The organism is Pseudomonas sp. Pseusp10, from assembly GCF_059492225.1.
Genome location: NZ_CP168528.1, coordinates 1863801 through 1885297 on the forward strand (window position 1 = coordinate 1863801; position 21497 = coordinate 1885297).

The following is a 21497-nucleotide window of genomic DNA, read 5'->3' on the forward strand; positions in this document are numbered from 1 at the left end:
AAACTCAGTGTTTCTGTTTGTCGTCAGGCATCGACAAATCGTGCAGATGCCGACGGGACAACGCGAGAAAACGCGGGGTCGGCCCGATGTCTTCGTACAGCGGATCGCCTTCTTCATCGGTGGCGACCACGGTCGAACCTTTGACGTACGGGAAGCTTCTTTCCAGCTCTTCCAGCGCGGCGCCGATCAGGTCGCCGAGCAATTCTTCGGGATGCCGCTTGGGGTACATCTCGACGAGCGCGGCCAGCCGTGCGGCAGACTCCACGTCCAGATGAATCGAGTACCCGGTGTCGGTCAGGCGCCCCTTGGCGCTTTCTTCCCAGTGGTGGGCAAGCTCGCGGATTTTCATATTGACCTCATTACGCTCCCGCTCGTGGCAGGCTGGGTGAGTGTCCGGCATTGGCCGGTGATAGCCGTTGTAAGGCTTATCTTCAGACTAGCTTCAACAGGCAGGGTTTGAAGTCCCTTCGTCGTCTTGCTTGTAAGAACCTGTCTGGAGCGGCACTCTCTAGGTTCTTAGCCGCCCGGATTTCTTGCTGGAGACCTGCTGATGACCGATATTGATGCACGCTTGCGCGAGGATGTTCACCTGTTGGGTGAGCTGTTGGGCAACACCATTCGTGAACAATATGGCGATGGTTTTCTCGACAAGATCGAGCAGATCCGCAAGGGCGCCAAGGCTGACCGGCGCGGCTCCATGGACGCCGAACTCAGCGCCAGCCTCAACCAATTGACCGAAGACGAACTGTTGCCGGTAGCGCGGGCGTTCAATCAGTTTCTCAACCTGGCCAATATCGCCGAACAATACCAGTTGATTCACCGTCGCGAGGAGACTCAACAGGCGCCGTTCGAAGCCCGGGTGTTGCCCGAATTGCTCGCGCGCCTGCGCGCCGAGGGTCATGGTGCCGAAGCACTGGCCCGGCAATTGGGGCGACTGGAGATTGAACTGGTGCTGACCGCGCACCCGACCGAAGTCGCGCGCCGTACGCTGATCCAGAAGTACGACGCCATCGCCGCGCAACTGGCGGCTCAGGATCACCGCGACCTGACCAGTGCCGAGCGCGAGCAGATCAAGACCACCTTGCAGCGCCTGATCGCCGAAGCCTGGCACACCGAAGAAATCCGCCGCACGCGTCCGACGCCGGTAGACGAAGCCAAGTGGGGTTTCGCGGTGATCGAGCATTCGCTGTGGCAGGCCATTCCCAATTATCTGCGCAAGGCCGATCAGGCCCTGCACGCCGCCACCGGCCTGCGCTTGCCACTGGAGGCCGCACCGATTCGCTTTGCCTCGTGGATGGGCGGCGACCGCGACGGCAACCCGAACGTGACGGCGGCGGTTACCCGAGAGGTTTTACTGTTGGCGCGCTGGATGGCGGCTGATTTATACCTGCGGGATGTCGATCACCTTGCCGCTGAACTGTCGATGCAGCAGGCCAGCGATGAATTGAAGGCCAAGGCGGGTGACAGCGCCGAACCTTACCGGGCAGTGCTCAAACAGCTGCGCGAACGCCTGCGGGCGACGCGCAACTGGGCGCACACCTCGTTGTCGACGCCCACACCGGCACCGACCGATGTGCTGCAAAACAACCGCGAACTGCTCGACCCGCTGGAGCTGTGCTACCACTCGCTGCATGAATGCGGCATGGGCGTGATCGCCGACGGGCCGTTGCTCGATTGCCTGCGTCGGGCAGTGACGTTCGGTCTGTTCCTTGTTCGTCTGGATGTGCGCCAGGACTCGTCGCGGCACACCGCCGCCATGACCGAAATCACCGATTACCTGGGCCTGGGTCGCTACGAGGACTGGAGCGAGGAGGAGCGCATCGCCTTCCTGATGCGCGAACTGAACAACCGTCGGCCATTGCTGCCGACGTATTTCAAACCGTCCGCCGACACCGCCGAAGTGCTGGCGACCTGCCGGGAAATCGCCGCTGCGCCGCAGGCGTCTCTTGGTTCCTATGTGATTTCCATGGCCGGTGCCGCCTCCGATGTGCTGGCCGTGCAATTGCTGCTCAAGGAATCCGGCGTGCTGCGGCCGATGCGCGTGGTGCCGCTGTTCGAAACCCTGGCCGACCTCGACAACGCCGGTCCGGTGATCGAGAAACTGCTGCTGTTGCCGGGCTATCGCTCGCGCCTGCAAGGCCCGCAGGAAGTGATGATTGGTTACTCCGATTCGGCCAAGGATGCCGGCACCACCGCGGCGGCCTGGGCGCAGTACCGGGCACAGGAGCGACTGGTGGATATCTGCCGTGCGCAGCAAGTGGAGCTGCTGTTGTTCCACGGACGCGGCGGTACCGTGGGGCGTGGCGGCGGCCCGGCCCACGCGGCGATCCTGTCGCAGCCACCGGGTTCGGTGGCGGGGCGGTTCCGCACCACTGAACAGGGCGAAATGATCCGATTCAAATTCGGCCTGCCGGACATCGCCGAGCAAAACCTCAATCTGTACCTGGCCGCCGTGCTTGAAGCGACGTTGCTGCCTCCGCCGCCACCTACGCCTGAATGGCGACACTTGATGGATGAACTGGCGGCAGACGGTGTCAGCGCTTACCGCGCGGTGGTGCGGGAAAACCCGCAGTTCGTGGAGTATTTCCGCCAGTCCACGCCGGAACAGGAACTCGGTCGTTTGCCGCTGGGCAGCCGTCCGGCCAAGCGCCGGGCCGGGGGGATCGAAAGCCTGCGGGCGATTCCGTGGATCTTCGGCTGGACCCAGACACGCTTGATGCTCCCAGCCTGGTTGGGTTGGGAATCTGCCCTGAGCAAGGCTCTGGAGCGTGGCGAAGGTGAACTGCTGGGGCAGATGCGTGAGCAATGGCCGTTCTTCCGCACCCGCATCGATATGCTGGAAATGGTCCTGGCCAAGGCCGATGCCGACATTGCACAGTCCTACGACGAGCGTCTGGTGGAGCCGAATCTGTTGCCATTGGGCGCGCACTTACGCGACCTATTGTCGCAGGCGTGCACCATCGTTCTCGGCCTGACCGGGCAGTCGCAGCTGCTGGCACATAGCCCGGCGACCCTCGAGTTCATCCGCTTGCGCAACACCTACCTCGACCCGCTTCATCTATTGCAGGCCGAGTTGCTGGCCCGTTCGCGAGTGCAGGACGTGGCGCAGGGCAGCCCGGTAGAACAGGCCCTGCTGGTGTCTGTCGCGGGGATTGCCGCCGGATTGCGTAACACCGGCTAAGGTTTTTGCCGTGGGGTCAGGCATCCGGCAGGTGAGGCGGATGCCGCCTCAGCAGGGGTTGAAAAGTGCTGTCAGGCGACAGTTAATGATGGGGTTGCGACTTGGGGAACTGCGCGCAATGGTCGCAAGAGGCAGCGGTTTCTCCGACTTTTGGCGTCTTGTGTGGGCGCAGCCTGCTGTGTATCTTGATCAGCCTTTGGCCGTTTGGGCGGTCACGACCCTATTTTTGAGATTGGCCCCACGAGGCGAATCTGACGTTATCCATATAAAAAATTGAGGAGCACATCGATGCGCGTCATTCTGCTGGGAGCTCCCGGGGCCGGTAAAGGTACTCAGGCTAAGTTCATCACCGAAAAATTCGGCATTCCGCAAATCTCCACCGGTGACATGCTGCGTGCAGCGGTCAAGGCCGGCACCGAACTGGGCATCAAGGCCAAGAGCATCATGGATGCCGGTGGCCTGGTGTCCGATGACCTGATCATCGCACTGGTCAAGGACCGCATTGCCCAGTCCGATTGCGCCAACGGTTTCCTGTTCGACGGCTTCCCGCGCACCATTCCCCAGGCTGAAGCCCTGGTGACTGCCGGCGTCGAGCTGGATGCAGTGGTTGAAATCGCCGTCGAAGACGAAGAAATCGTCCAGCGTATCGCTGGCCGCCGTGTTCACGAGGCCAGCGGCCGCGTGTACCACATCGTCTACAACCCGCCGAAAATCGCTGGCAAAGACGACATCACCGGTGAAGAGCTGGTACAGCGCAAGGACGACACTGAAGAAACCGTACGTCATCGCCTGTCGGTCTACCATTCGCAGACCAAGCCGCTGGTGGATTTCTACCAGAAGCTGTCGGCTGCCAATGGCAAGCCGCAATACAGCCATATCGAAGGCGTCGGATCGGTTGAAGCGATCACCTCCAAGGTGCTTGCAGCCCTGAGCTGAAAAACCTGATCCGCTGCATCATCCACGGCCCGCTTGCGGGCCGTAGTTGTTTATACTGGCGCACTTTTTCTGACTTCTTCTTACGGAAACATCGATGAGCACCTTGCTGGCCCTGGACACCGCGACTGAAGCTTGCTCCGTTGCCTTGCTGCATGACGGCAAGGTCACGAGCCATTACGAGGTGATCCCGCGCCTGCACGCGCAGAAGCTGTTGCCGATGATCCAGCAGTTACTGGCCGATGCCGGGACCACCTTGCAAGCGGTCGATGCCATCGCGTTCGGCCGTGGCCCGGGCGCCTTCACGGGTGTGCGTATCGCCATCGGCGTGGTGCAAGGCCTGGCGTTTGCCCTGGATCGCCCGGTGCTTCCGGTGTCGAATCTGGCCGTGCTGGCGCAACGTGCGTTCCGTGAACACGGTGCCAGTCAGGTCGCTGCTGCCATCGATGCGCGCATGGATGAAGTGTATTGGGGTTGCTACCGCGAAACGGCGGGGGAAATGCGCCTGGTGGGTGCGGAAGCGGTCCTGCCGCCGGAGTCCGCTGCATTGCCGGCCGATGCCAGTGGCGAATGGTTCGGCGCAGGCACCGGTTGGGGTTATGGCGAGCGTATCGCCGTCAGCCCGAGCGGGCAGGACGCGGGCATGTTGCCCCATGCCGAAGACCTGCTGACCCTGGCGCGATTTGCCTGGGCGCGCGGCGAGGCGATCGTGGCCGACGAGGCTCAGCCGGTGTATCTGCGTGACAAAGTGGCGACGCCTAAAGCACGGTAGATTTTCAGGATTGAGTTGGTTCAATCGCGGGCAAGCCCGCTCCCACAGGATCATCGCTAACCCTGTGGGAGCGGACTTGCCCGCGATGGCGATCTATCGGACGCAGTCAATCGTCATTTTCTAACCCCGGCTTTTAAACCTTTTGCCTTTTATGTGTTCTAGTTATCACTCGGCGGTTTGCGAAGTGGGAAATGCGCCACTAAACTGCCATTACTGATTCCGAGAATGCAGCTATGCGTATAGACGGCGTTTCCTCTCAGTCCTACCCCATCAAGCGCAAACCTCGCACAGGCCGCGTGGTGGAAAACGACGCCATTGATATCGATGGCGAGCTGGAATTCCCGACTGAAGAGCAACTGGCTGCACGCGCCGCCAAGGCCTCTGCGCAAAAACTGAGCAATCTCCCCGCCCGTCAGCAAGACATGCTTTACCACCGTGCCATGAGCAAAAGCGTGGCGATGGCCCTGGCCAGCTACCTGAGCACCGCCGGTTTCGTCGATTGGGAAGCGGATGTGCTGGGTCTCGACCTGTACATCTGATGTTGCTGCCGTACTACCTCGGTTGTCCCTCGTGGAGCGAAAACGCCTGGCGCGACTACCTGTATCCGCTGGACGCCAGGCCAGCTGAGTTTCTTCATCTCTATTCCAGAGTATTCAATGCCGTAGAAGGCAACACGACCTTCTACGCGAGCCCGGCTGCGAGCACCGTGCAGCGTTGGGCCGACACCATGCCCGAACACTTTCGTTTCACCGCCAAGTTTCCCGGCGAGATCAGCCACGGCGGTGACCTGCGCGAGCAACTGACAGCCGCCGAAACCTTCCTGCAATTACTCAGCCCGCTCGGCGAGCGGGTGTCGCCACTGTGGTTGCAGCTGTCGAAAAGCTTCACGCCCCAACGTTTACCCGAACTGGCCGGATTTATCGATGCCCTGCAGCGGCCGCTGGCCGTGGAAGTGCGGCATGACGATTTTTTCGCCAAGGGTGACAGCGAGCGAATGCTCAACCGTCTGTTGCTGGATCGCGGAGTCGAACGCATCTGCCTCGATCCTCGTGCGCTGTTCAGTTGCACGTCGACCGAGCCCTCGGTGCTCCATGCGCAATCGAAGAAACCCCGTGTGCCACCGCGTCCGGCGGCATTCACGGCATTCCCGCAGGTACGTTTTATCGGCCACCCGACGCTTGAGGCCAACGATACGTTTCTGGAGCCTTGGGTCGAGAAAATCGCGCTCTGGATCGAAGAAGGCCGCACGCCGTATATCTTCCTGCACACGGCCGACAACATACTGGCGGCGAAACTGGCGCAGCGCTTTCACGCCAGGCTGATGCTGCGTTTGCCTGGCTTGCCTGCGTTACCTGAGCTATACAGAGAACCCGCCATCGAGCAACTTGGCCTGCTCTGAGGCGGATTTCCCCCTCTTCAGGAGCCTGCCAATGGATGCGCAAACCCTTCGAGCCCAGGCGTTCAAAGCCCTTCACGAACGCCACGGGGCTTTTGTGATTCCCAATCCGTGGGACGCCGGTTCGGCGAAAATGCTCGCCAGCCTCGGCTTCGAGGCGCTGGCGACTACCAGTGCCGGTTATGCCTTTTCCCAGGGGCGTGCCGATGGCGGATTGACCCTGGACGATACCCTGCTGAACGTTCAGGCAATTGTTGCCGCCACCGACTTGCCGGTTGCCGTGGACCTGGAAAACGGTTTTGCCGACAACCCGGCCGATTGCGCCAAAAGCATTTTGCGCGCGGCAGAGGCCGGTGCTGTCGGTGGTTCGATTGAAGATGCCACCGGCCGCGAAGAAGGCCCGATCTACTGTTTCGATCACGCTGTGGCGCGTATCGAAGCTTCTGTCGCGGCCGCCCGCAGTCTGCCGTTCCCCTTCACATTGACTGCCCGGGCCGAAAACTTCCTGCATGGTAATCCCGATCTGGCCGACACCATTCGCCGCTTGCAGGCATTCGCCGAGGCCGGTGCCGACGTGCTCTACGCACCGGGCCTGCGCAGCGCCGAGGACGTATTGGCGGTGGTGCGGGCGGTGGCGCCAAAACCGGTGAATGTGTTGATGTCGGGTGGTTTGAAGCTAACGGTCGCGCAGTTGAGTGAAATGGGCGTCAAGCGCATCAGCGTGGGCTCGGCGCTCGCACTGGCGGCGTATGGCGAATTCTTTCGCGCCGCCGAAGAAATCCAGACATCGGGCACGTTCGGTTTCACGTCCCGGTCGATGCCGTACCAGAAGGCCAATCAGTTCTTCAAAGGCTGAGGGATGCGCAAGAGGGCGCAGCTGAGGATCAGGCGGCGATGCGCAGGTTCTGCAGGATGATCGGGCGGGCCCAGCCGTTATCGAAATCGAGTTGTTTCTGTTGTTCCCGCAGTTCTTCTGGCGAGAACGGCGGGAACGGCTTGTCGAGCAGGTCGAGTTCGAACTCGGCGATGGGCAGGTGCAGCGGACGCGGTTGCGGGGCAGGACCGGCTTGCGGCACCGGCTGATCGGCATTCAATACGATCGGGCGAACCCAGCCGCTTTCGAAGTCCTGCTGTTTTTGCTGGGCGACGATTTCATCCGCCGGGAACGGTGGGAATGGTTTGTCGGCCAGGCCCATTTCGAATTCGGCAATGGGCAGGAACAGTGGCTCTGGCGGGCGGACCTGGGTCTCTTTGACATCGCACTCACGCTGGGAAACGATGTGTTCCAGCAGCTCGCTGCCAACGGTCGGCTCGACCGGGCTTTCTAGATCGACCGGTGGGAAATTCAGTGATTCAGGCAGCACATCACCCGACTGATCGGCCAGCGCCCGGGCAAAGAAGTCCTGCCAGATTTGGCTGACGCCGCTCAGTGCCTGGGTATTTCGCAGGTTATAGTCGCCGTAGGGCGAGATAAAACCTGTGATTGTGGGTTGAATGTCTGACATTTCTCTCGGTCGACGCTCAGCTCTGGCAAAATGCTCGATAGTTTTGTTATCGGCCGTTTTTGCCGATCATTAATTTTTTGAGCGTGTTTTCCGATGATTGATCAACCTGCGGCCTGCCGCATCCATGTCCAGGCTCTGGACGCGGCTTTCGAGCCACAAGCCGAGCAATGGGCCGAGCGACTGGGCTTGCCGATGCAAGTGGCGGACGGCGAATTTGCCTTGCAGGTGGGCGACCAGGGTTTGCAGTTGCAACAGCTGGGGCCGGATGCGCCGGGGCCGGTGCGGGTGGATTTCGTCGAGGGCGGTGCGGCCCATCGCCGGTTGTATGGCGGTGGCAGCGGGCAGATGATTGCCAAGGCTGTTGGCGTCGCCCAAGGCGTGCGCCCACGGGTACTGGATGCCACGGCCGGGCTGGGCAAGGATGCGTTTGTGCTGGCCAGCCTCGGTTGCGAGATGAGCCTGATCGAGCGTCAGCCGCTGATTGGTGCCTTGCTGGAGGATGGCCTGGCCCGTGGCGCGGAAGATTTCGACGTGGCGCCGATCGTGGCGCGCATGCACTTGCTCAGGGGCAACTCGATCGAGGTGATGCGCAATTGGGAAGGTGAACCGCCGCAGGTGATCTATCTCGACCCGATGTTTCCGCACCGTGAGAAAACTGCGCTGGTGAAGAAGGAAATGCGCCTGTTCCGGCCGCTGGTGGGCGATGACCCGGATGCGCCGGCATTGCTCGAAGCCGCGTTGGCCCTGGCCAGCCACCGGGTGGTGGTCAAGCGCCCGCGCAAGGCACCGTGCATCGACGGGCCGAAGCCGAGCCATGCGCTGGATGGCAAGTCCAGTCGGTATGATATCTACCCTAAGAAAGCGCTCAAGCCTTAAGACCGAGTCGCCCCAATCGCGAGCAAGCTCGCTCCCACAGGTATGGTGAATCCTTGTGGGAGTGAGCTTGCTCGCGATGGCGTCAGCCCGGTTACCGACAATCCATCAGGCTCACTCAGGCCGATAAGCCCGCATAAACAACCCCACCACTTCCCGCACATGGCTCTCTGCCGCCTCGCCAACCGGCGGCTCGCCGCAGCCATACAGCAAGCGGAAATTCCCGGCGCCCTTGATCAGGCAGAAGAAATGCTCGGCCGCGTTGTGCGGCTTGTCGATGTGCAACACGCCACTTTCATCGATCTTGATCAGCAGGCGCTCCATGCCGTGCAGCATGCGCTCCGGCCCGGCTTCGAAGAATATCTGCGACAGCTTAGGATCCTGGCTGCCCAGGGTCATCATCAAACGGTGCAGGTTCACTGATTCATCACTGTTGATCAACTGATGAAAACCGCGCGCGATGTTCAGCAGCACGGTTTCCACTGCCACACCTTCCGGCAGTTCGAAGAACAGCGGTGGCAACTGCTCCTCGCACTTGGCCATCACGGCGGCGGAGAACAGCGTCTCCTTGTCATTGAAATGGCTATAGACCGTCAGCTTTGACACACCGGCCTCGGCTGCAACGGCATCCATGCTGGTATTGGCATAACCCTTACTCAGAAACAGCGTTTTCGCCGCATCGAGAATGGCCTGGCGCTTGACCAAGTCCTTGGGTCTGCCTGGGCCATTGGGTGCTGAAAGATTGTTTGGCATATTCGTTTTTATTACTGGACTGGTGAGTTTGCTATTAATAACATACTGCTCAGTATAATTATTCAAAGCACCATTAGCGAAAGGTCCTTTACCATGTTCCGCTATGCCTTGCCCCTCGCGTTGCCAGTCACCCTGGCTTTTTTATTGTCTGCGTGTGGTCATGAAGAGGCGCCGCCAGTCAGCGTGCGCCCGGCCATGGTGGTCCAGCCAGAGCCTTCGGCGCAGTCCATGGAAAGCTATCCCGGTGAAGTTCGCGCGCGTTATGAGCCGGATCTGGCGTTCCGTATTGGCGGCAAAGTCAGCCGACGACTGGTTGAGGAAGGGCAGCGGGTCAAGGCCGATCAACCCTTGGCGGAGCTCGATCCTCAGGATGTGCGCCTGCAACTGGAAGCCACTCGCGCCCAGGTCGCCGCCGCTGAAGCCAATTTGAGCATGGTGCGTGCCGAGCGTGATCGCTACAAGACCCTGATGGAACGGCAAATGGTCAGTCGCTCGCAGTACGACAACGCCGAAAACCTCTACCGCTCTGGCGAAGCCCGCCTCAAGCAAATCAAAGCCGAATTCAACGTTTCCAATAACCAGGCCAGCTATGCCGTGTTGCGTGCGCCACAGGACGGCGTCGTAGCCAAGCGTCTGGTGGAAGTCGGGCAAGTCGTGGCCGCCGGGCAAACGGTGTTCACACTGGCGACCGATGGCGAGCGTGAAGTGTTGATCAGTCTGCCGGAGCAGAATTTCGGCCGCTTCAAGGTCGGTGAACCGGTGACGGTGGAGCTCTGGACCCAGCCCGACCAGCGTTTCGCCGGGCGCATCCGTGAACTGTCGCCGTCAGCCGACCCCAAGTCGCGTACCTTTGCGGCGCGTATCGCCTTCAACTCCGGCAACGTTCCTGTCGAACTGGGACAAAGCGCCCGAGTGTTCGTGCAGGCCGCCGACGTGGTCCCACTGTCCGTTCCACTGTCTGCGCTGACCGCCGAAAACGGCGTGACCTATGTCTGGGTCGTTAGCGCCAACAACACGTTGAAGAGAACCCCGGTGCGCGTTGGTGCCTTCGGTGAGAAAACCGTACCGGTGCTTGAAGGGCTCAACGCCAGCGACTGGGTCGTGGCCGCCGGTGTTCATGTGCTTCTCGAAGGGCAGCAGGTGCGCCCGGTGGATCGATCCAATCGCGTGGTCAATCTGGCGGACAAGGAGTAAGCCCCGATGCGGTTCAACGTTTCCGAATGGGCGCTGCGTAATCGCCAGATCGTCCTGTTCCTGATGCTGTTGCTGGCCATCGTCGGCGCACTTTCCTACACCAAGCTCGGCCAGAGTGAAGACCCGCCATTCACCTTCAAGGCCATGGTGATTCGCACCAACTGGCCGGGAGCGACTGCCCAGGAAGTCTCGCGCCAGGTCACCGAACGCATCGAAAAGAAACTGATGGAAACCGGCGAGTACGAGCGCATCGTGTCGTTCTCTCGTCCGGGCGAATCCCAGGTGACCTTCATCGCGCGCGACTCCATGCACTCGGTGGAGATCCCGGAGCTCTGGTATCAGGTGCGCAAGAAGATCAGCGACATCCGTCATACCCTGCCGCCGGGGATTCAGGGGCCGTTCTTCAACGATGAGTTCGGCACCACTTTCGGCAATATCTACGCCCTGACCGGCGAGGGTTTCGACTACGCCGTGCTCAAGGATTACGCCGACCGCATCCAGATCCAGCTGCAGCGGGTCAAGGATGTGGGCAAGGTCGAACTGCTGGGGGTGCAGGACGAGAAAGTCTGGATCGAACTCTCCAACGTCAAGCTCGCCACCCTCGGCTTGCCGCTGGCGGCTGTCCAGCAAGCCCTTGAAGAGCAGAACGCGGTGTCCACGGCAGGTTTCTTCGAAACCAGCAGCGAGCGATTGCAGCTACGGGTGACGGGGAGTTTTCAGACGGTCGACGAGATCAAGAACTTCCCGATCCGCGTCGGTGATCGCACCTTCCGCATCTCCGATGTGGCCGACGTACGCCGTGGTTTCAATGATCCACCGGCACCGCGCATGCGCTTCATGGCGCAGGACGCCATTGGCCTGGCGGTGGCGATGAAGGATGGCGGTGACATTCTGGTGCTGGGCAAGGCGCTGGAAGTCGAGTTCGCCCGCATCCAGAAAAACCTCCCGGCCGGCATGGAGTTGCGCAAAGTCTCCGACCAGCCGGCGGCGGTGAAAACCGGTGTTGGCGAGTTCGTGCAAGTGCTGGTCGAGGCGCTGGCCATTGTGTTGCTGGTGAGCTTCTTCTCCCTCGGCGTGCGCACCGGCATGGTGGTGGCGCTGGCGATTCCGCTGGTGCTGGCGATGACATTCGCCTGCATGTATTACCTCGGCATCGGCCTGCACAAGATCTCCCTCGGCGCGCTGGTACTGGCCCTGGGCTTGCTGGTGGACGACGCGATCATCGCCGTGGAAATGATGGCGATCAAAATGGAGCAGGGCTTCGACCGGGTCAAAGCGGCGAGTTATGCCTGGACCAGTACCGCGTTTCCGATGCTCACCGGTACGCTGATCACCGCGGCCGGCTTCCTGCCGATTGCCACGGCGCAATCGGGCACTGGCGAATACACCCGTTCGATCTTCGAGGTGGTCACCATCGCGCTGCTGGCGTCGTGGGTGGCCGCGGTGGTCTTCGTGCCGTACCTGGGGGAAAAACTCCTGCCGGACCTGGCGAAAATTCACGCAGCCAAACACGGTGCCGGCCAGCCCGATCCGTATGGCACACCGTTCTATCAGCGCGTCCGGCGTCTGGTGGAGTGGTGCGTGCACTGGCGCAAAACCGTGATCCTGGCGACTGTGCTGTTGTTCATTGCCTCTATCGTGCTGTTCAAGTTTGTGCCGCAGCAGTTCTTCCCGGCATCGGGTCGCCTGGAGTTGATGGTCGACCTGAAACTGGCCGAAGGCGCTTCGCTGAGCAACACTGCCGACGAGGTCAAGCGCCTCGAAGCGCTGCTCAAGGACAAGGCTGGGATCGACAATTACGTGGCCTATGTCGGTACCGGTTCGCCGCGTTTCTACCTGCCGCTGGATCAGCAACTCCCTGCGGCGAGCTTCGCCCAGTTTGTCGTCCTGGCCAAAACCATCGAAGAACGGGAAACCCTGCGCACCTGGTTGATCTCGACCCTCAACGAGCAATTCCCGGCGCTGCGCTCGCGGGTCACGCGTCTGGAAAACGGCCCACCGGTTGGCTACCCGGTGCAATTCCGTGTGACCGGAGAGCACATCGAAGAGGTGCGGGCGCTGGCACGTAAAGTCGCGGCCAAGGTTCGCGAGAACCCGCATGTGGTCAACGTCCATCTGGATTGGGAAGAACCGAGCAAGGTGGTGTACCTGAACATCGATCAGGATCGCGCGCGGGCGCTGGGCGTGAGCACGGCGAACCTGTCGAGGTTCCTGCAAAGCTCCCTGACCGGTTCCAGCGTCAGCCAGTACCGCGAAGACAACGAGTTGATCGAAATCCTGTTGCGCGGCACCTTGCATGAGCGCACCGAGTTGTCATTGCTGCCGAGCCTGGCGGTGCCGACCGATAACGGGCGCAGTGTCGCGCTGTCGCAGATCGCGACCCTGGAATATGGCTTCGAGGAGGGCATCATCTGGCACCGCAATCGCTTGCCTAACGTGACGGTTCGCGCCGACATCTATGACAAGGAGCAACCGGCGACGCTGGTGCAACAAATCATGCCGACCCTCGATCCGATCCGCGCCGAACTGCCCGACGGCTACTTGCTCGATGTCGGTGGCACGGTGGAAGACTCGGCGCGCGGACAGAACTCGGTGAAGGCCGGCGTGCCGTTGTTCATCGTGGTGGTGTTGACCTTGCTGATGCTGCAACTGCGCAGTTTTTCGCGCACGGCGATGGTGTTCCTGACAGCGCCGCTGGGGTTGATCGGGGTGACGCTGTTTTTGTTGGTGTTTCGCCAGCCGTTCGGTTTTGTGGCGATGCTGGGGACTATCGCGTTGTCGGGGATGATCATGCGTAACTCGGTGATTCTGGTGGATCAGATCGAGCAGGATATTGCTGCCGGTTTGAAGCCCTGGCAGGCGATTATCGAGGCGACGGTGCGGCGGTTTCGGCCGATTGTGTTGACGGCACTGGCTGCTGTTCTGGCGATGATTCCGTTGTCGCGTAGTGTGTTTTTCGGGCCGATGGCGGTGGCGATCATGGGGGGGTTGATTGTGGCCACGGCGTTGACGCTGCTGTTTTTGCCTGCGTTGTATGCGGCTTGGTTTCGGGTCAGGAAGGAGCCTGTTTGACCGGGGACATATCCATTTTCTCGGTAACGGCTACTTAGGGTTTCGCCCTTACGGCGAGTCCCTTTGGCAAACGCCCCAAAGGAACCAAAGGTCTCGCCCCTTACGTACGGCCCCTCGCTTAGGCTCGGGGTTCCTTCGCTCCGGTATTCATCCGGGGGCATTGCCCTCCGGTCGGCTTCGCGCGACCTGCATGCAATGAGTTCGACTGCGTCGAACGGCGCTGCGCGCCCATCCCCGGATGAACACCTCCACTCAGCCTGCCGAGGGGGCGGGTGGATCAAGATCAAGAGCTGCAGGCGAGCTAACGCTCGGCCTGATGAGTGGTGAAGAGCTTGGGTGTACGCCGACCGGCCGTTGCTCTTCTGTGGGAGCGAGCTTGCTCGCGATGGCGGCCTGCCAACCGACCAATTTCTTTCAGGTGTCCCCGGCCCAACTGTGGGAGCGAGCTTGCTCGCGATGGCTGCCCAACAGTCAACAACGTTTATCGCCCAAGCCAACCATTCAGACCATTCCCACAAGACTTTCAGGTTGCCTGTCGGAAGCACGATCCCTAGCCTCTGACGGTCGCTGCCAATTCAGCGACCGGGACTGCAAGCCCGCCAATAGTTTGTTAGGCGCCTACTGGCGCACCTATAATCGTGGCGCTTTTTTAGCGACCACCGATTTATGGTGGCTGTGTGCGGGAGATCTTCGGGTCTGCCGGGTTTGCCTAACGACTCGGTCTTGCAGACCCGCATACAGCTGCCACCCATCATCTGCAAGTGATGCTGGCTGCTCCAACTTTTGTTAGGAGCTTCACAATGATCAAACCCAGCCCCAACCCCCGGCCCCAGAGTCCGAAGAAAATACCGGCACTCCACACCGCCCCTGCCCAATTTTCACCATCCGCCCAGGCATCAACTCCGAAACCCTCTTGGTCCACGCCTATGAAACTCTCGCTTCAGCCAATGTAATGGCAACCGAACTGTCGTCCATCCTGAGCGGCCCAGCCTGCAATCTGGCACTCGGCATTCAGCAGATGATTGTCCTGGCGCAGCTATCAGTGAATCGCGTCCTCGATCAGTTGGATCAGCAGCAATAGCAATAGTAAGAAGCCCGCTGAACCTGTACCAATCAGCGGGCCCTCATTGTTCCTACATTTATCTCAGACCCGTCTGATATTGAGGCTCAAGAGCCCAGGTGTTGTACTCAAAACCCGGTTTTGTGAATGTTTGAGACAGTGCGTATGAAGAATCCACCCAAGTTGCGGGGAAGGACCGACCCGGTGTTTGATCGGCTAGGGCAGTCGCCTCACAAGGAACGCCTCTCGGATTACTTGGCTCTGCTCAAGCCCCTGGACGATCAGGGGCGTTATCTGCCATTCGATGCATTGCGCTATCGCTGGGCGCCGGGTCTGGATTCCAATTTGTGCTGGGCCTTGGTCAAGAAAGCCCGGACGGCGCAGTATTCGAGTCTTTTGCCATTGGGTGATCCGGTGCGGTGGCTGCAATTCGTGCTGACGCCGCTGGCGCAAAAGGCTATTTCCGCGGTAGACCGGCAAACCACTACGGCCGTGCTGGAGTACATGACCAGCCAGATCGGTGAGCGTGCGCACTTCAGCTATCTGCTCAATGACCTGATTGAAGATGAAGCCATCAGTAGCAGCCAGCTCGAAGGTGCGGCAACCACGACACGTGTGGCCAAGGATATGCTCAAGCGTCATCGCCTGCCGCGCACGCCGGACGAGCGAATGGTCATCGGTAATTTCAAGATGATGAACTTCGCCTGGGAGCAGCGCTACGAGCCTCTGAGCGTTGAGTTGATCGCGGCGATGCACCGCGTTGGCGTCGAGGGCATCGATGATCCGCAGTATTCGCCGGGGGTGTTCAGAAGCCGTGATGATGTCGTGGTGCAGGATGGCGAGGGCAACACCGTTCATACGCCGCCGCCCGCAGCAGGCATTGGGTTGCGTTTGCAGGCGCTGGCGGAATGGATCAACCATTCCCATGACAACCTCCATCAAGCGGATTACCTTCATCCTTTGATCAAAGGCATCGCTCTGCATTTTGCCCTGGGTTACGAGCATCCTTTTCGCGATGGTAATGGTCGGGTCGCGCGGGCGCTGTTTTACTGGTTCATGTTCAAGAATGACTTCTCGGCGTTCCGTTACATCGCGATCAGCGTCTTGTTACGCAATGCGCCGGTGAAGTACGGGCGCTCATACCTGGATACCGAGGCGGATGATCTGGATCTGACGTACTTCATCGATTTCCAGTGTTCGGTGGTGCTGCGTGCCGTGGGCAGTTTTACCGAGGCGTATCGGAAAAGTCTGGTTGATGCCGAGTGCTTTGATCGATGGTTGCGGGAAAGTGGTTTTCTCGACCAACTCACGGAGAAGCAGCGGGCCGTGTTTCAAGTGGCCAAGAGCGGAATGGCCAAGGAATTTACCGCGGTCAATGTGAAGGAAAACCTGGGATGCTCTTACAACACGGCATCAGCCACATTGAATGGGCTGGTCGAGTTGAAGTTATTTGAGAAACGGAAGATGGGACAGGAGTGGGTGTTTTTTCTACGACCTGCCTCCGCGACCTAAACCAATGTGGGAGCGAGTAGGCCCACTCCCACAGGGTTTTGTGTTGTGGCTTAGAGCGTACCAAACACCTTTTTCGCCAAACTGGTCGCCGCAGCCGCCGGGTTCTGGCGGATGGTTTCTTCCTGTTTGCCGATCATTTCGAACAAGCCATTCAGCGCCTGCTCGGTGACGTAGTTTTCGACGTTGGCATTCTTCGCATCCACTACACCCATTGTTGCGGCTTGTCCGGCGAACGAGTTGTACTGCTGGGCCAGACCCACCTTGTCGGTGGCTTGCTTGACGATCGGCAGGAACTTGGCGCGGATCTGTTCGCGGCTGGTCTTGTTCAGGTATTGGGTGGCCGAGTCGTTGCCGCCGCTGAGGATGCCCTTGGCATCTTCCACGGTCATTTTCTTCACGGCATCGATGAGGATTGGCTGGGCCTGGGTCACGGCGGTTTCGGCCGCCTTGTTCATGCTGGCTTCCAATTCATCAACCTGATCACCCATGCCAAACTGTTTCATTTTGCTGGCGACCTTGCCCAGTTTGCCCGGCAGTTCGATTTTCACGTCGGGGTTGTTGCTGAAGCCGCCCGGGGTGCCGAGTTGTTTCACGGCCAGTTGCGCGCCTTGGGTCAGTGCGTCCTTGAGTCCGCCAGTGGCGTCTTTCTGCGACAGGTCGCTGAGGGACAGCGCCAGGGCGTTGGCGCAGATCATCAAACCTGCGCACAGGCCGGCAAAACGAAGGGTAGGGCGGAGCATGGCAGCTTCCTTGTTCAAAAAAAGAGAGAATTAGCGAACGGCGTCGACGCGGACTTTCAGCGGTTGCGGGTCCTTGCCATCAAGACGCACGGCATGGTTTTCGGTGGTGATGAACATCAGCTTGCCGTCGACTTCGATGCGCGCGCTGACCGAGTAACGATGACCCGGTTTGACCTGCGCCGGATCGTAACTCAGATGAAACGGCAGTGGCACCTGGCCTTTGACCTGACCTTTCTGTTCGTCGAGGACAATGGCCGGTGCATCGGCCAGGGACACGTCCTGCAAGCTCACGTTCAGGGTAGCGGTGGGCGGCAGGGCGCTGCGTTGCAGGTAAAAGACTTCGCCGTCGAGGCTGGCTTTCGGGGCAGGTTGCATGGATTGGCAGGCGCCGAGCAAAACCGTAAGCCCGAGGAGAGAGAGTTTTTTCATGAAGCGGATCCTTGTCATTGGCGCCCGAAGAAGACCGGCGCCAACGACAATTTAACGGATTTTACCGAGGATATCGCCCAACTTGCCTCGGGGGTGTTCTCAGAAGAGGTTGATCCACACTTCCTGCTCATTTACACAATCGACGCCCAGTTCCACCTGCTGTGGTTGAGGAGTGGCGTAGAGCAGACGGTCTTCGTGGGTGACGCTCGCGCTGATTGCATAGGTATGGCCGGGCAGGACATCGGCAAGGTTGTACGTCAGGTTGAAGTTCAGCCTGCCTGCTATTGCGTTGGTAGTGGTCTGTGCGGCCAGTTCCTTCGCGACGACATCTTGCAGGCTGACATCCAGCAGGCGGACATGAAAAGTCGAATTAGGTGGCAGCCCTATCTTTGGCAGGTAATCTGCTTTGCCACTAATGGTCCTTACGGTTTCGTTGCTCATATTGATTTCCTTATCCAATGATTCGTCGAAAGTGACGAGCTGGCAGCGTATCGCCTGGGTGCAGAATCCCGCGTAGGGAAAGTCCTTCCTTCGGTAGCGAATGAACAGCAATATGGGTGAGAAGCTTCCTTGCTTCTGTAAGGCCTTTACATCGCTGTATCAGACTGGCGTCACCAACTCCGCGGCATCTTCACCGCGATGCAACGCCACCTGCCGGATCGACAACCGAATCTCCGCCGGCAAGACCCGTTTGGCCGCTCCTTCGGCCAGTTCACCGAGCAACTCGTGATAGCTCAGCTTGCCCGCTTCATCGCGCTTGAGTACGTCGAGGTCGAGCATGGTCTGGATGAAGTGGCGGAACAGACTCTTGTCGAAGAACTCCGGGGCGTTCAGGCCATGCAGGATCGACAGGCGCTGGGCCATGACCGTGCACAGGTCTTCCAGTTCTTCGGCGCTGATGCTGTTCTGGCCGCTGTTGAGCAGTAGGGACACAGTCATGTAGAAGCGCTGCAGGGTCTGCGCGATGCTGTTCGACAGCAGGGTCAGCAGCACGAAATGCCGTGAGCTTGGCGCCGGGCGCAGGTACACATCGTTCTCGAAACGCAGCAGGCCTTGCTCGACGAACGCCTCCAGCCATTGATCGATCACCGCATCCAGTTCGTCCAGCGACCAGCGAATGAACAGCTCCGCTTGCAGGTACGGGTACAGCGCGCGGGTGTAGCGCAGGATCTGTTCGCGGTTCATGCGCGAGGCGCTCTGGAAGAAGCTCGCCAGCAGCGCCGGCAGGGCGAAGATGTGCAGCACGTTGTTGCGGTAATAGGTCATCAGGACGGCGTTCTGCTCGTCCAGATAGAGGATCTTGCCCAACGCATCGCTCTGCTCGGACAGCAGGTCCATGTCTTTCACATGTTTGATCAACGCCCGGCCGTCACCGTCCGGCAGGGTGGTGTGCGGCGAGTACGGCACCTTGCGCAACAGCGCCAGATACAGATCGAGCACCCGCGCCATGGCGCGATCATCCAGGGCCAGGCGGCTGGTGGACAGCAGCGCCAGGGCAATGAGGTTGACCGGGTTGATCGCCGCCGCTTCGTTCAAATGCCGGGCGACTTTCTCGCCGAGACGGTTGGTGGTTTCGTTGAGCCAGGCGGGTCTGAACTGCGGGCCGAGTTCCTGCTTGCGCCAGTCCGGCTGCTCGCTGTCGAGGAATTCCGCCAGTTTGATCGGCTCGCCGAAGTTCACGGCGACCTGGCCGAAGCGCTGCTTGAGTGCGCCAATGACTTTGAAAATATCGAAGATCGACTCTTTCTTCTTGCTCGCGCCGCGCAGTTCGCCGAGGTAGGTCCGGCCTTCCAGTACACGCTCGTAGCCGATGTACACCGGCACGAACACGATGGGCATGCGCGAGGAGCGCAGGAAGCTGCGCAGGGTGATCGCCAGCATCCCGGTTTTCGGTTGCAGCATGCGCCCGGTGCGCGAACGGCCGCCTTCGACGAAGTACTCCACCGGGAAGCCCTTGGTGAACAGGGTGTGCAGGTATTCGTTGAACACCGAGGTGTACAGCGGGTTGCCCTTGAACGTGCGGCGCATGAAGAACGCGCCGCCACGGCGCAGCAGGCCGCCGATCAGCGGCATGTTCAGGTTGATGCCGGCGGCGATGTGCGGCGGAGTCAGGCCGTTGCGGAACAGCAGGTAGGACAGCAGCAGATAGTCGATGTGGCTGCGGTGGCACGGTACGTAGATCACTTCGTGACCCTGGGCGACCTTCTGCACGCCCTCGATGTGGTTGACCTTGATCCCGTCGTAGATTTTGTTCCAGAACCAGCTCAGCACCACTTCCATAAAACGGATCGCAGTGTAGGTGTAGTCGGAGGCGATTTCGTTGCCGTAGCGCAGCGCTTGAGCTTTGGCCTTCTCCGGCGAGATGTTCTCGCGTTCGGCTTCGTCGAGGATCGCTTGTTTGACCTGCGGCTGGTTGAGCAGGCCCTTGACCAGGTTGCGGCGGTGGGAAATGTCCGGGCCTATCACCGCGGCCTTCAGGTTGCGAAAGTGCACCCGCAGGATGCGTTGGGCCATGCGCACAGTGCGCTCGTGACCCTTGTTGTGCTCGATCAGTTCGCGCAAGTGGATCGGCGCGGAAAACTGCACGCGGGTCTTGCGCCCCAGCACGATGACGCTCAGCAAGCGCCGCAGGCGCCCGGTAACGGCCCAGCTGTCGGCGAACAGGAGTTTCCACGGGCTGTTTTCGCTGTCTGGCGACTGACCCCAGAACACACTGACCGGAATGATCTGCGCATCTTCGGCGGCGTTCTGGCTCAGGGCGCTGACCAGGCGTGTCAGTGTCGGCGGCGCGCCGCGCTTGTCCTGGCGGCCGAGCCAGTCCGGGTCCGGTGTCAGGTAGAAGAACGCGGCGGGTTCCAGCAGGTTGCCCACCGAGACCGGCAGCACCGGACGTGGCAGGCCGGCCTTGCTGCACTCGGTGTCGACCACGGCGAGATCGGTCAGCGAAGGGTTTTGCAGGACGTAGAACACCGGACGACTGCGGTCGAGGTTAAGGGTGAACGACGACTGGTTGATCGTCTCGGAGCGAACCCAGAGGTACAACAGTCGGCGCAGGGCGCCAAACACAAGACGGCGGAACGGGGAACGGGTCATACGGCTTCTGCGTGAGTGAATGAAACCAAGCGTTTGCTCGGGCGGCCGATAGTGTGCCGTATTCGCTTAAAATCGGCAAAAAAGCGGCGAAGTAAACTGCTATTGAGAGTTTCAGCGTCTGTCATATACTCGGCGCTCTGTCGCCGTTGCCCTCATGGGACCGGTATGCGCAGGCTGACGTTCCCGAGGCTTTCCTGCGAAAAGCCCGATCAATAATAAAAAGGGAGTATGAACAAATGGCAACACGCGAAACCGGCAATGTGAAGTGGTTCAACGACGCCAAGGGCTACGGCTTCATTCAGCGCGAGGACGGGGTGGACGTGTTCGTGCATTACCGCGCGATTCGCGGCGAAGGGCACCGTTCGCTGACCGAAGGCCAGCAGGTTGAATATGCGGTGGTCGAAGGGCAGAAGGGGTTGCAGGCTGAGGATGTGGTGGGGCTGTAAACAGTTCTTCAGATCACCCAAAACCACTGTGGGAGCGGGCTTGCTCGCGAATGCGGTGTGCCAGTCGCAGTTGATATCGGCTGATCCACCGCATTCGCGAGCAAGCCCGCTCCCACATTTGATCGGTGTTGCTGACTCTTAAGCGGTCTTCCAGGTGATCTCTTCTTCACCATCGGCGCTGATGCGAATCCAGCGGTCCGCCGTCTCTTCACCTTCTTCCTCGACCCAGGTTCCCGGCGCGCAACGCACTTCGACGTTCAGCGCGGCAAACGCGGCGCGGGCGCAGGCGATGTCGTCATCCCATGGGGTCTGGTCGCTTTCCAGGTACAGGCTGTTCCACTTGCCAACGGCTTTTGGCAGCCAGGTCACCGGCACGTTGCCGGCCTTGCACTTGTAGGTCTGGCCCTTCTGGACCCAATCCGAACACGGGCCAAGTGCCGCGCCGAGCCAGGCGGCAATGGCTTTGTGATCGACGTCGGCGTCTTTCAGGTAAATCTCGATATCGGGTTGGCGCATGGATGTCCTCACTGCGTGTCTG

Annotated in this window: 20 protein-coding genes; 12 read left to right on the plus strand and 8 right to left on the minus strand. The window is 60.2% G+C overall.

Annotated elements, in window-relative coordinates:
• Positions 1 to 4: 4 nt before the first annotated feature.
• The gene (locus tag ACEN8Z_RS08270; RefSeq protein WP_495597325.1) at positions 5 to 349 is read right to left on the minus strand and encodes a pilin assembly protein; all 345 of its coding nucleotides are present in this window, start codon (positions 347 to 349) and stop codon (positions 5 to 7) included.
• Positions 350 to 550: 201 nt separating this feature from the next.
• On the opposite strand from ACEN8Z_RS08270, the gene ppc reads away from it, so the two are divergent.
• The 6 genes from ppc to ACEN8Z_RS08300 all read left to right on the plus strand — a co-directional run bounded on the left by ppc (position 551) and on the right by ACEN8Z_RS08300 (position 7138).
• A complete protein-coding gene (ppc, locus tag ACEN8Z_RS08275) occupies positions 551 to 3181 on the plus strand; it encodes a phosphoenolpyruvate carboxylase (protein WP_495597326.1) in 2631 nt (876 codons plus the stop codon).
• Between the two features lie 288 nt (positions 3182 to 3469).
• On the plus strand, positions 3470 to 4117 hold the full coding sequence (adk, locus tag ACEN8Z_RS08280) for an adenylate kinase (protein ID WP_007995783.1): 648 nt from the start codon (positions 3470 to 3472) through the stop codon (positions 4115 to 4117).
• A gap of 94 nt (positions 4118 to 4211) precedes the next feature.
• The gene (gene tsaB / locus ACEN8Z_RS08285) at positions 4212 to 4886 is read left to right on the plus strand and encodes a tRNA (adenosine(37)-N6)-threonylcarbamoyltransferase complex dimerization subunit type 1 TsaB (RefSeq protein WP_495597327.1); all 675 of its coding nucleotides are present in this window, start codon (positions 4212 to 4214) and stop codon (positions 4884 to 4886) included.
• A gap of 233 nt (positions 4887 to 5119) precedes the next feature.
• Positions 5120 to 5425 carry a hypothetical protein gene (locus ACEN8Z_RS08290; protein WP_495597328.1) on the plus strand — a complete coding sequence of 102 codons (306 nt, stop codon included), beginning with the start codon at positions 5120 to 5122 and terminating at the stop codon, positions 5423 to 5425.
• On the plus strand, positions 5425 to 6285 hold the full coding sequence (locus ACEN8Z_RS08295; protein WP_007995777.1) for a DUF72 domain-containing protein: 861 nt from the start codon (positions 5425 to 5427) through the stop codon (positions 6283 to 6285). Before ACEN8Z_RS08290 ends, ACEN8Z_RS08295 begins: the two co-directional genes overlap by 1 nt.
• Before the next feature lie 31 nt (positions 6286 to 6316).
• The gene (locus ACEN8Z_RS08300; RefSeq protein WP_495597329.1) at positions 6317 to 7138 is read left to right on the plus strand and encodes an isocitrate lyase/PEP mutase family protein; all 822 of its coding nucleotides are present in this window, start codon (positions 6317 to 6319) and stop codon (positions 7136 to 7138) included.
• A 28-nt stretch (positions 7139 to 7166) separates the two neighbouring features.
• Here ACEN8Z_RS08300 and ACEN8Z_RS08305 read toward each other — a convergent pair whose 3' ends face one another.
• Positions 7167 to 7787, minus strand: a complete 621-nt coding sequence (locus ACEN8Z_RS08305; protein WP_495597330.1) for an energy transducer TonB — start codon at positions 7785 to 7787, stop codon at positions 7167 to 7169.
• Positions 7788 to 7880: 93 nt separating this feature from the next.
• Between ACEN8Z_RS08305 and ACEN8Z_RS08310 the strand changes: the two genes are divergently transcribed.
• The gene (locus ACEN8Z_RS08310) at positions 7881 to 8663 is read left to right on the plus strand and encodes a class I SAM-dependent methyltransferase (RefSeq protein WP_495597331.1); all 783 of its coding nucleotides are present in this window, start codon (positions 7881 to 7883) and stop codon (positions 8661 to 8663) included.
• Between the two features lie 111 nt (positions 8664 to 8774).
• On the opposite strand, the gene ACEN8Z_RS08315 is transcribed toward ACEN8Z_RS08310, so the two are convergent.
• Entirely contained in the window at positions 8775 to 9413 is a 639-nt protein-coding gene (locus ACEN8Z_RS08315) for a TetR/AcrR family transcriptional regulator (RefSeq protein ID WP_495597332.1), read from the minus strand.
• A 93-nt stretch (positions 9414 to 9506) separates the two neighbouring features.
• On the opposite strand from ACEN8Z_RS08315, the gene ACEN8Z_RS08320 reads away from it, so the two are divergent.
• The 4 genes from ACEN8Z_RS08320 (at position 9507) to ACEN8Z_RS08335 (ending at position 16251) form a co-directional block, all read left to right on the plus strand.
• A complete protein-coding gene (locus ACEN8Z_RS08320) occupies positions 9507 to 10607 on the plus strand; it encodes an efflux RND transporter periplasmic adaptor subunit (RefSeq protein ID WP_495597333.1) in 1101 nt (366 codons plus the stop codon).
• A gap of 6 nt (positions 10608 to 10613) precedes the next feature.
• Positions 10614 to 13679, plus strand: coding sequence for an efflux RND transporter permease subunit (locus tag ACEN8Z_RS08325; RefSeq protein ID WP_495597334.1), 3066 nt, complete (start codon positions 10614 to 10616; stop codon positions 13677 to 13679).
• 913 nt (positions 13680 to 14592) lie between these two features.
• Positions 14593 to 14760, plus strand: coding sequence for a DUF6124 family protein (locus ACEN8Z_RS08330; RefSeq protein WP_495597335.1), 168 nt, complete (start codon positions 14593 to 14595; stop codon positions 14758 to 14760).
• A 144-nt stretch (positions 14761 to 14904) separates the two neighbouring features.
• Complete coding sequence (locus ACEN8Z_RS08335) at positions 14905 to 16251, plus strand: Fic family protein (RefSeq protein WP_495597336.1); 1347 nt, start codon at positions 14905 to 14907, stop codon at positions 16249 to 16251.
• Positions 16252 to 16301: 50 nt separating this feature from the next.
• Here ACEN8Z_RS08335 and ACEN8Z_RS08340 read toward each other — a convergent pair whose 3' ends face one another.
• From ACEN8Z_RS08340 to plsB, 4 genes are all read right to left on the minus strand, one after another.
• Positions 16302 to 16991 (minus strand): DUF4197 domain-containing protein, encoded by a 690-nt coding sequence (locus ACEN8Z_RS08340; protein WP_007995770.1) that lies wholly within the window; start codon positions 16989 to 16991, stop codon positions 16302 to 16304.
• A gap of 30 nt (positions 16992 to 17021) precedes the next feature.
• Positions 17022 to 17420, minus strand: a complete 399-nt coding sequence (locus ACEN8Z_RS08345; RefSeq protein WP_495597337.1) for a YbaY family lipoprotein — start codon at positions 17418 to 17420, stop codon at positions 17022 to 17024.
• A gap of 99 nt (positions 17421 to 17519) precedes the next feature.
• Positions 17520 to 17861: a YbaY family lipoprotein gene (locus ACEN8Z_RS08350; RefSeq protein WP_495597338.1), complete on the minus strand. Its 342-nt coding sequence runs from the start codon at positions 17859 to 17861 to the stop codon at positions 17520 to 17522.
• A gap of 159 nt (positions 17862 to 18020) precedes the next feature.
• The gene (gene plsB / locus ACEN8Z_RS08355; protein ID WP_495597339.1) at positions 18021 to 20513 is read right to left on the minus strand and encodes a glycerol-3-phosphate 1-O-acyltransferase PlsB; all 2493 of its coding nucleotides are present in this window, start codon (positions 20511 to 20513) and stop codon (positions 18021 to 18023) included.
• A gap of 236 nt (positions 20514 to 20749) precedes the next feature.
• Between plsB and ACEN8Z_RS08360 the strand changes: the two genes are divergently transcribed.
• Entirely contained in the window at positions 20750 to 20959 is a 210-nt protein-coding gene (locus ACEN8Z_RS08360; protein ID WP_007954750.1) for a cold shock domain-containing protein, read from the plus strand.
• Positions 20960 to 21097: 138 nt separating this feature from the next.
• Here the strand turns inward: ACEN8Z_RS08360 and ACEN8Z_RS08365 are convergent, their stop codons facing one another.
• On the minus strand, positions 21098 to 21475 hold the full coding sequence (locus ACEN8Z_RS08365) for a hypothetical protein (protein WP_007978418.1): 378 nt from the start codon (positions 21473 to 21475) through the stop codon (positions 21098 to 21100).
• Positions 21476 to 21497: the final 22 nt, after the last annotated feature.

What these genes read in the sequence shown, in the direction of transcription:
- ACEN8Z_RS08310 (WP_495597331.1), top strand. Translation starts at nt 7,881, where the DNA reads ATGATTGATCAACCTGCGGCCTGCCGCATCCATGTCCAGGCTCTGGAC.
- ACEN8Z_RS08360 (WP_007954750.1), top strand. Translation starts at nt 20,750, where the DNA reads ATGGCAACACGCGAAACCGGCAATGTGAAGTGGTTCAACGACGCCAAG.
- ACEN8Z_RS08365 (WP_007978418.1), bottom strand. Translation starts at nt 21,475, where the DNA reads ATGCGCCAACCCGATATCGAGATTTACCTGAAAGACGCCGACGTCGAT.
- ACEN8Z_RS08340 (WP_007995770.1), bottom strand. Translation starts at nt 16,991, where the DNA reads ATGCTCCGCCCTACCCTTCGTTTTGCCGGCCTGTGCGCAGGTTTGATG.
- ppc (WP_495597326.1), top strand. Translation starts at nt 551, where the DNA reads ATGACCGATATTGATGCACGCTTGCGCGAGGATGTTCACCTGTTGGGT.
- ACEN8Z_RS08270 (WP_495597325.1), bottom strand. Translation starts at nt 349, where the DNA reads ATGAAAATCCGCGAGCTTGCCCACCACTGGGAAGAAAGCGCCAAGGGG.
- ACEN8Z_RS08300 (WP_495597329.1), top strand. Translation starts at nt 6,317, where the DNA reads ATGGATGCGCAAACCCTTCGAGCCCAGGCGTTCAAAGCCCTTCACGAA.
- ACEN8Z_RS08290 (WP_495597328.1), top strand. Translation starts at nt 5,120, where the DNA reads ATGCGTATAGACGGCGTTTCCTCTCAGTCCTACCCCATCAAGCGCAAA.
- adk (WP_007995783.1), top strand. Translation starts at nt 3,470, where the DNA reads ATGCGCGTCATTCTGCTGGGAGCTCCCGGGGCCGGTAAAGGTACTCAG.
- ACEN8Z_RS08350 (WP_495597338.1), bottom strand. Translation starts at nt 17,861, where the DNA reads ATGAGCAACGAAACCGTAAGGACCATTAGTGGCAAAGCAGATTACCTG.
- ACEN8Z_RS08325 (WP_495597334.1), top strand. Translation starts at nt 10,614, where the DNA reads ATGCGGTTCAACGTTTCCGAATGGGCGCTGCGTAATCGCCAGATCGTC.
- ACEN8Z_RS08295 (WP_007995777.1), top strand. Translation starts at nt 5,425, where the DNA reads ATGTTGCTGCCGTACTACCTCGGTTGTCCCTCGTGGAGCGAAAACGCC.
- ACEN8Z_RS08345 (WP_495597337.1), bottom strand. Translation starts at nt 17,420, where the DNA reads ATGAAAAAACTCTCTCTCCTCGGGCTTACGGTTTTGCTCGGCGCCTGC.
- ACEN8Z_RS08335 (WP_495597336.1), top strand. Translation starts at nt 14,905, where the DNA reads ATGAAGAATCCACCCAAGTTGCGGGGAAGGACCGACCCGGTGTTTGAT.
- ACEN8Z_RS08315 (WP_495597332.1), bottom strand. Translation starts at nt 9,413, where the DNA reads ATGCCAAACAATCTTTCAGCACCCAATGGCCCAGGCAGACCCAAGGAC.
- tsaB (WP_495597327.1), top strand. Translation starts at nt 4,212, where the DNA reads ATGAGCACCTTGCTGGCCCTGGACACCGCGACTGAAGCTTGCTCCGTT.
- ACEN8Z_RS08305 (WP_495597330.1), bottom strand. Translation starts at nt 7,787, where the DNA reads ATGTCAGACATTCAACCCACAATCACAGGTTTTATCTCGCCCTACGGC.
- plsB (WP_495597339.1), bottom strand. Translation starts at nt 20,513, where the DNA reads ATGACCCGTTCCCCGTTCCGCCGTCTTGTGTTTGGCGCCCTGCGCCGA.
- ACEN8Z_RS08320 (WP_495597333.1), top strand. Translation starts at nt 9,507, where the DNA reads ATGTTCCGCTATGCCTTGCCCCTCGCGTTGCCAGTCACCCTGGCTTTT.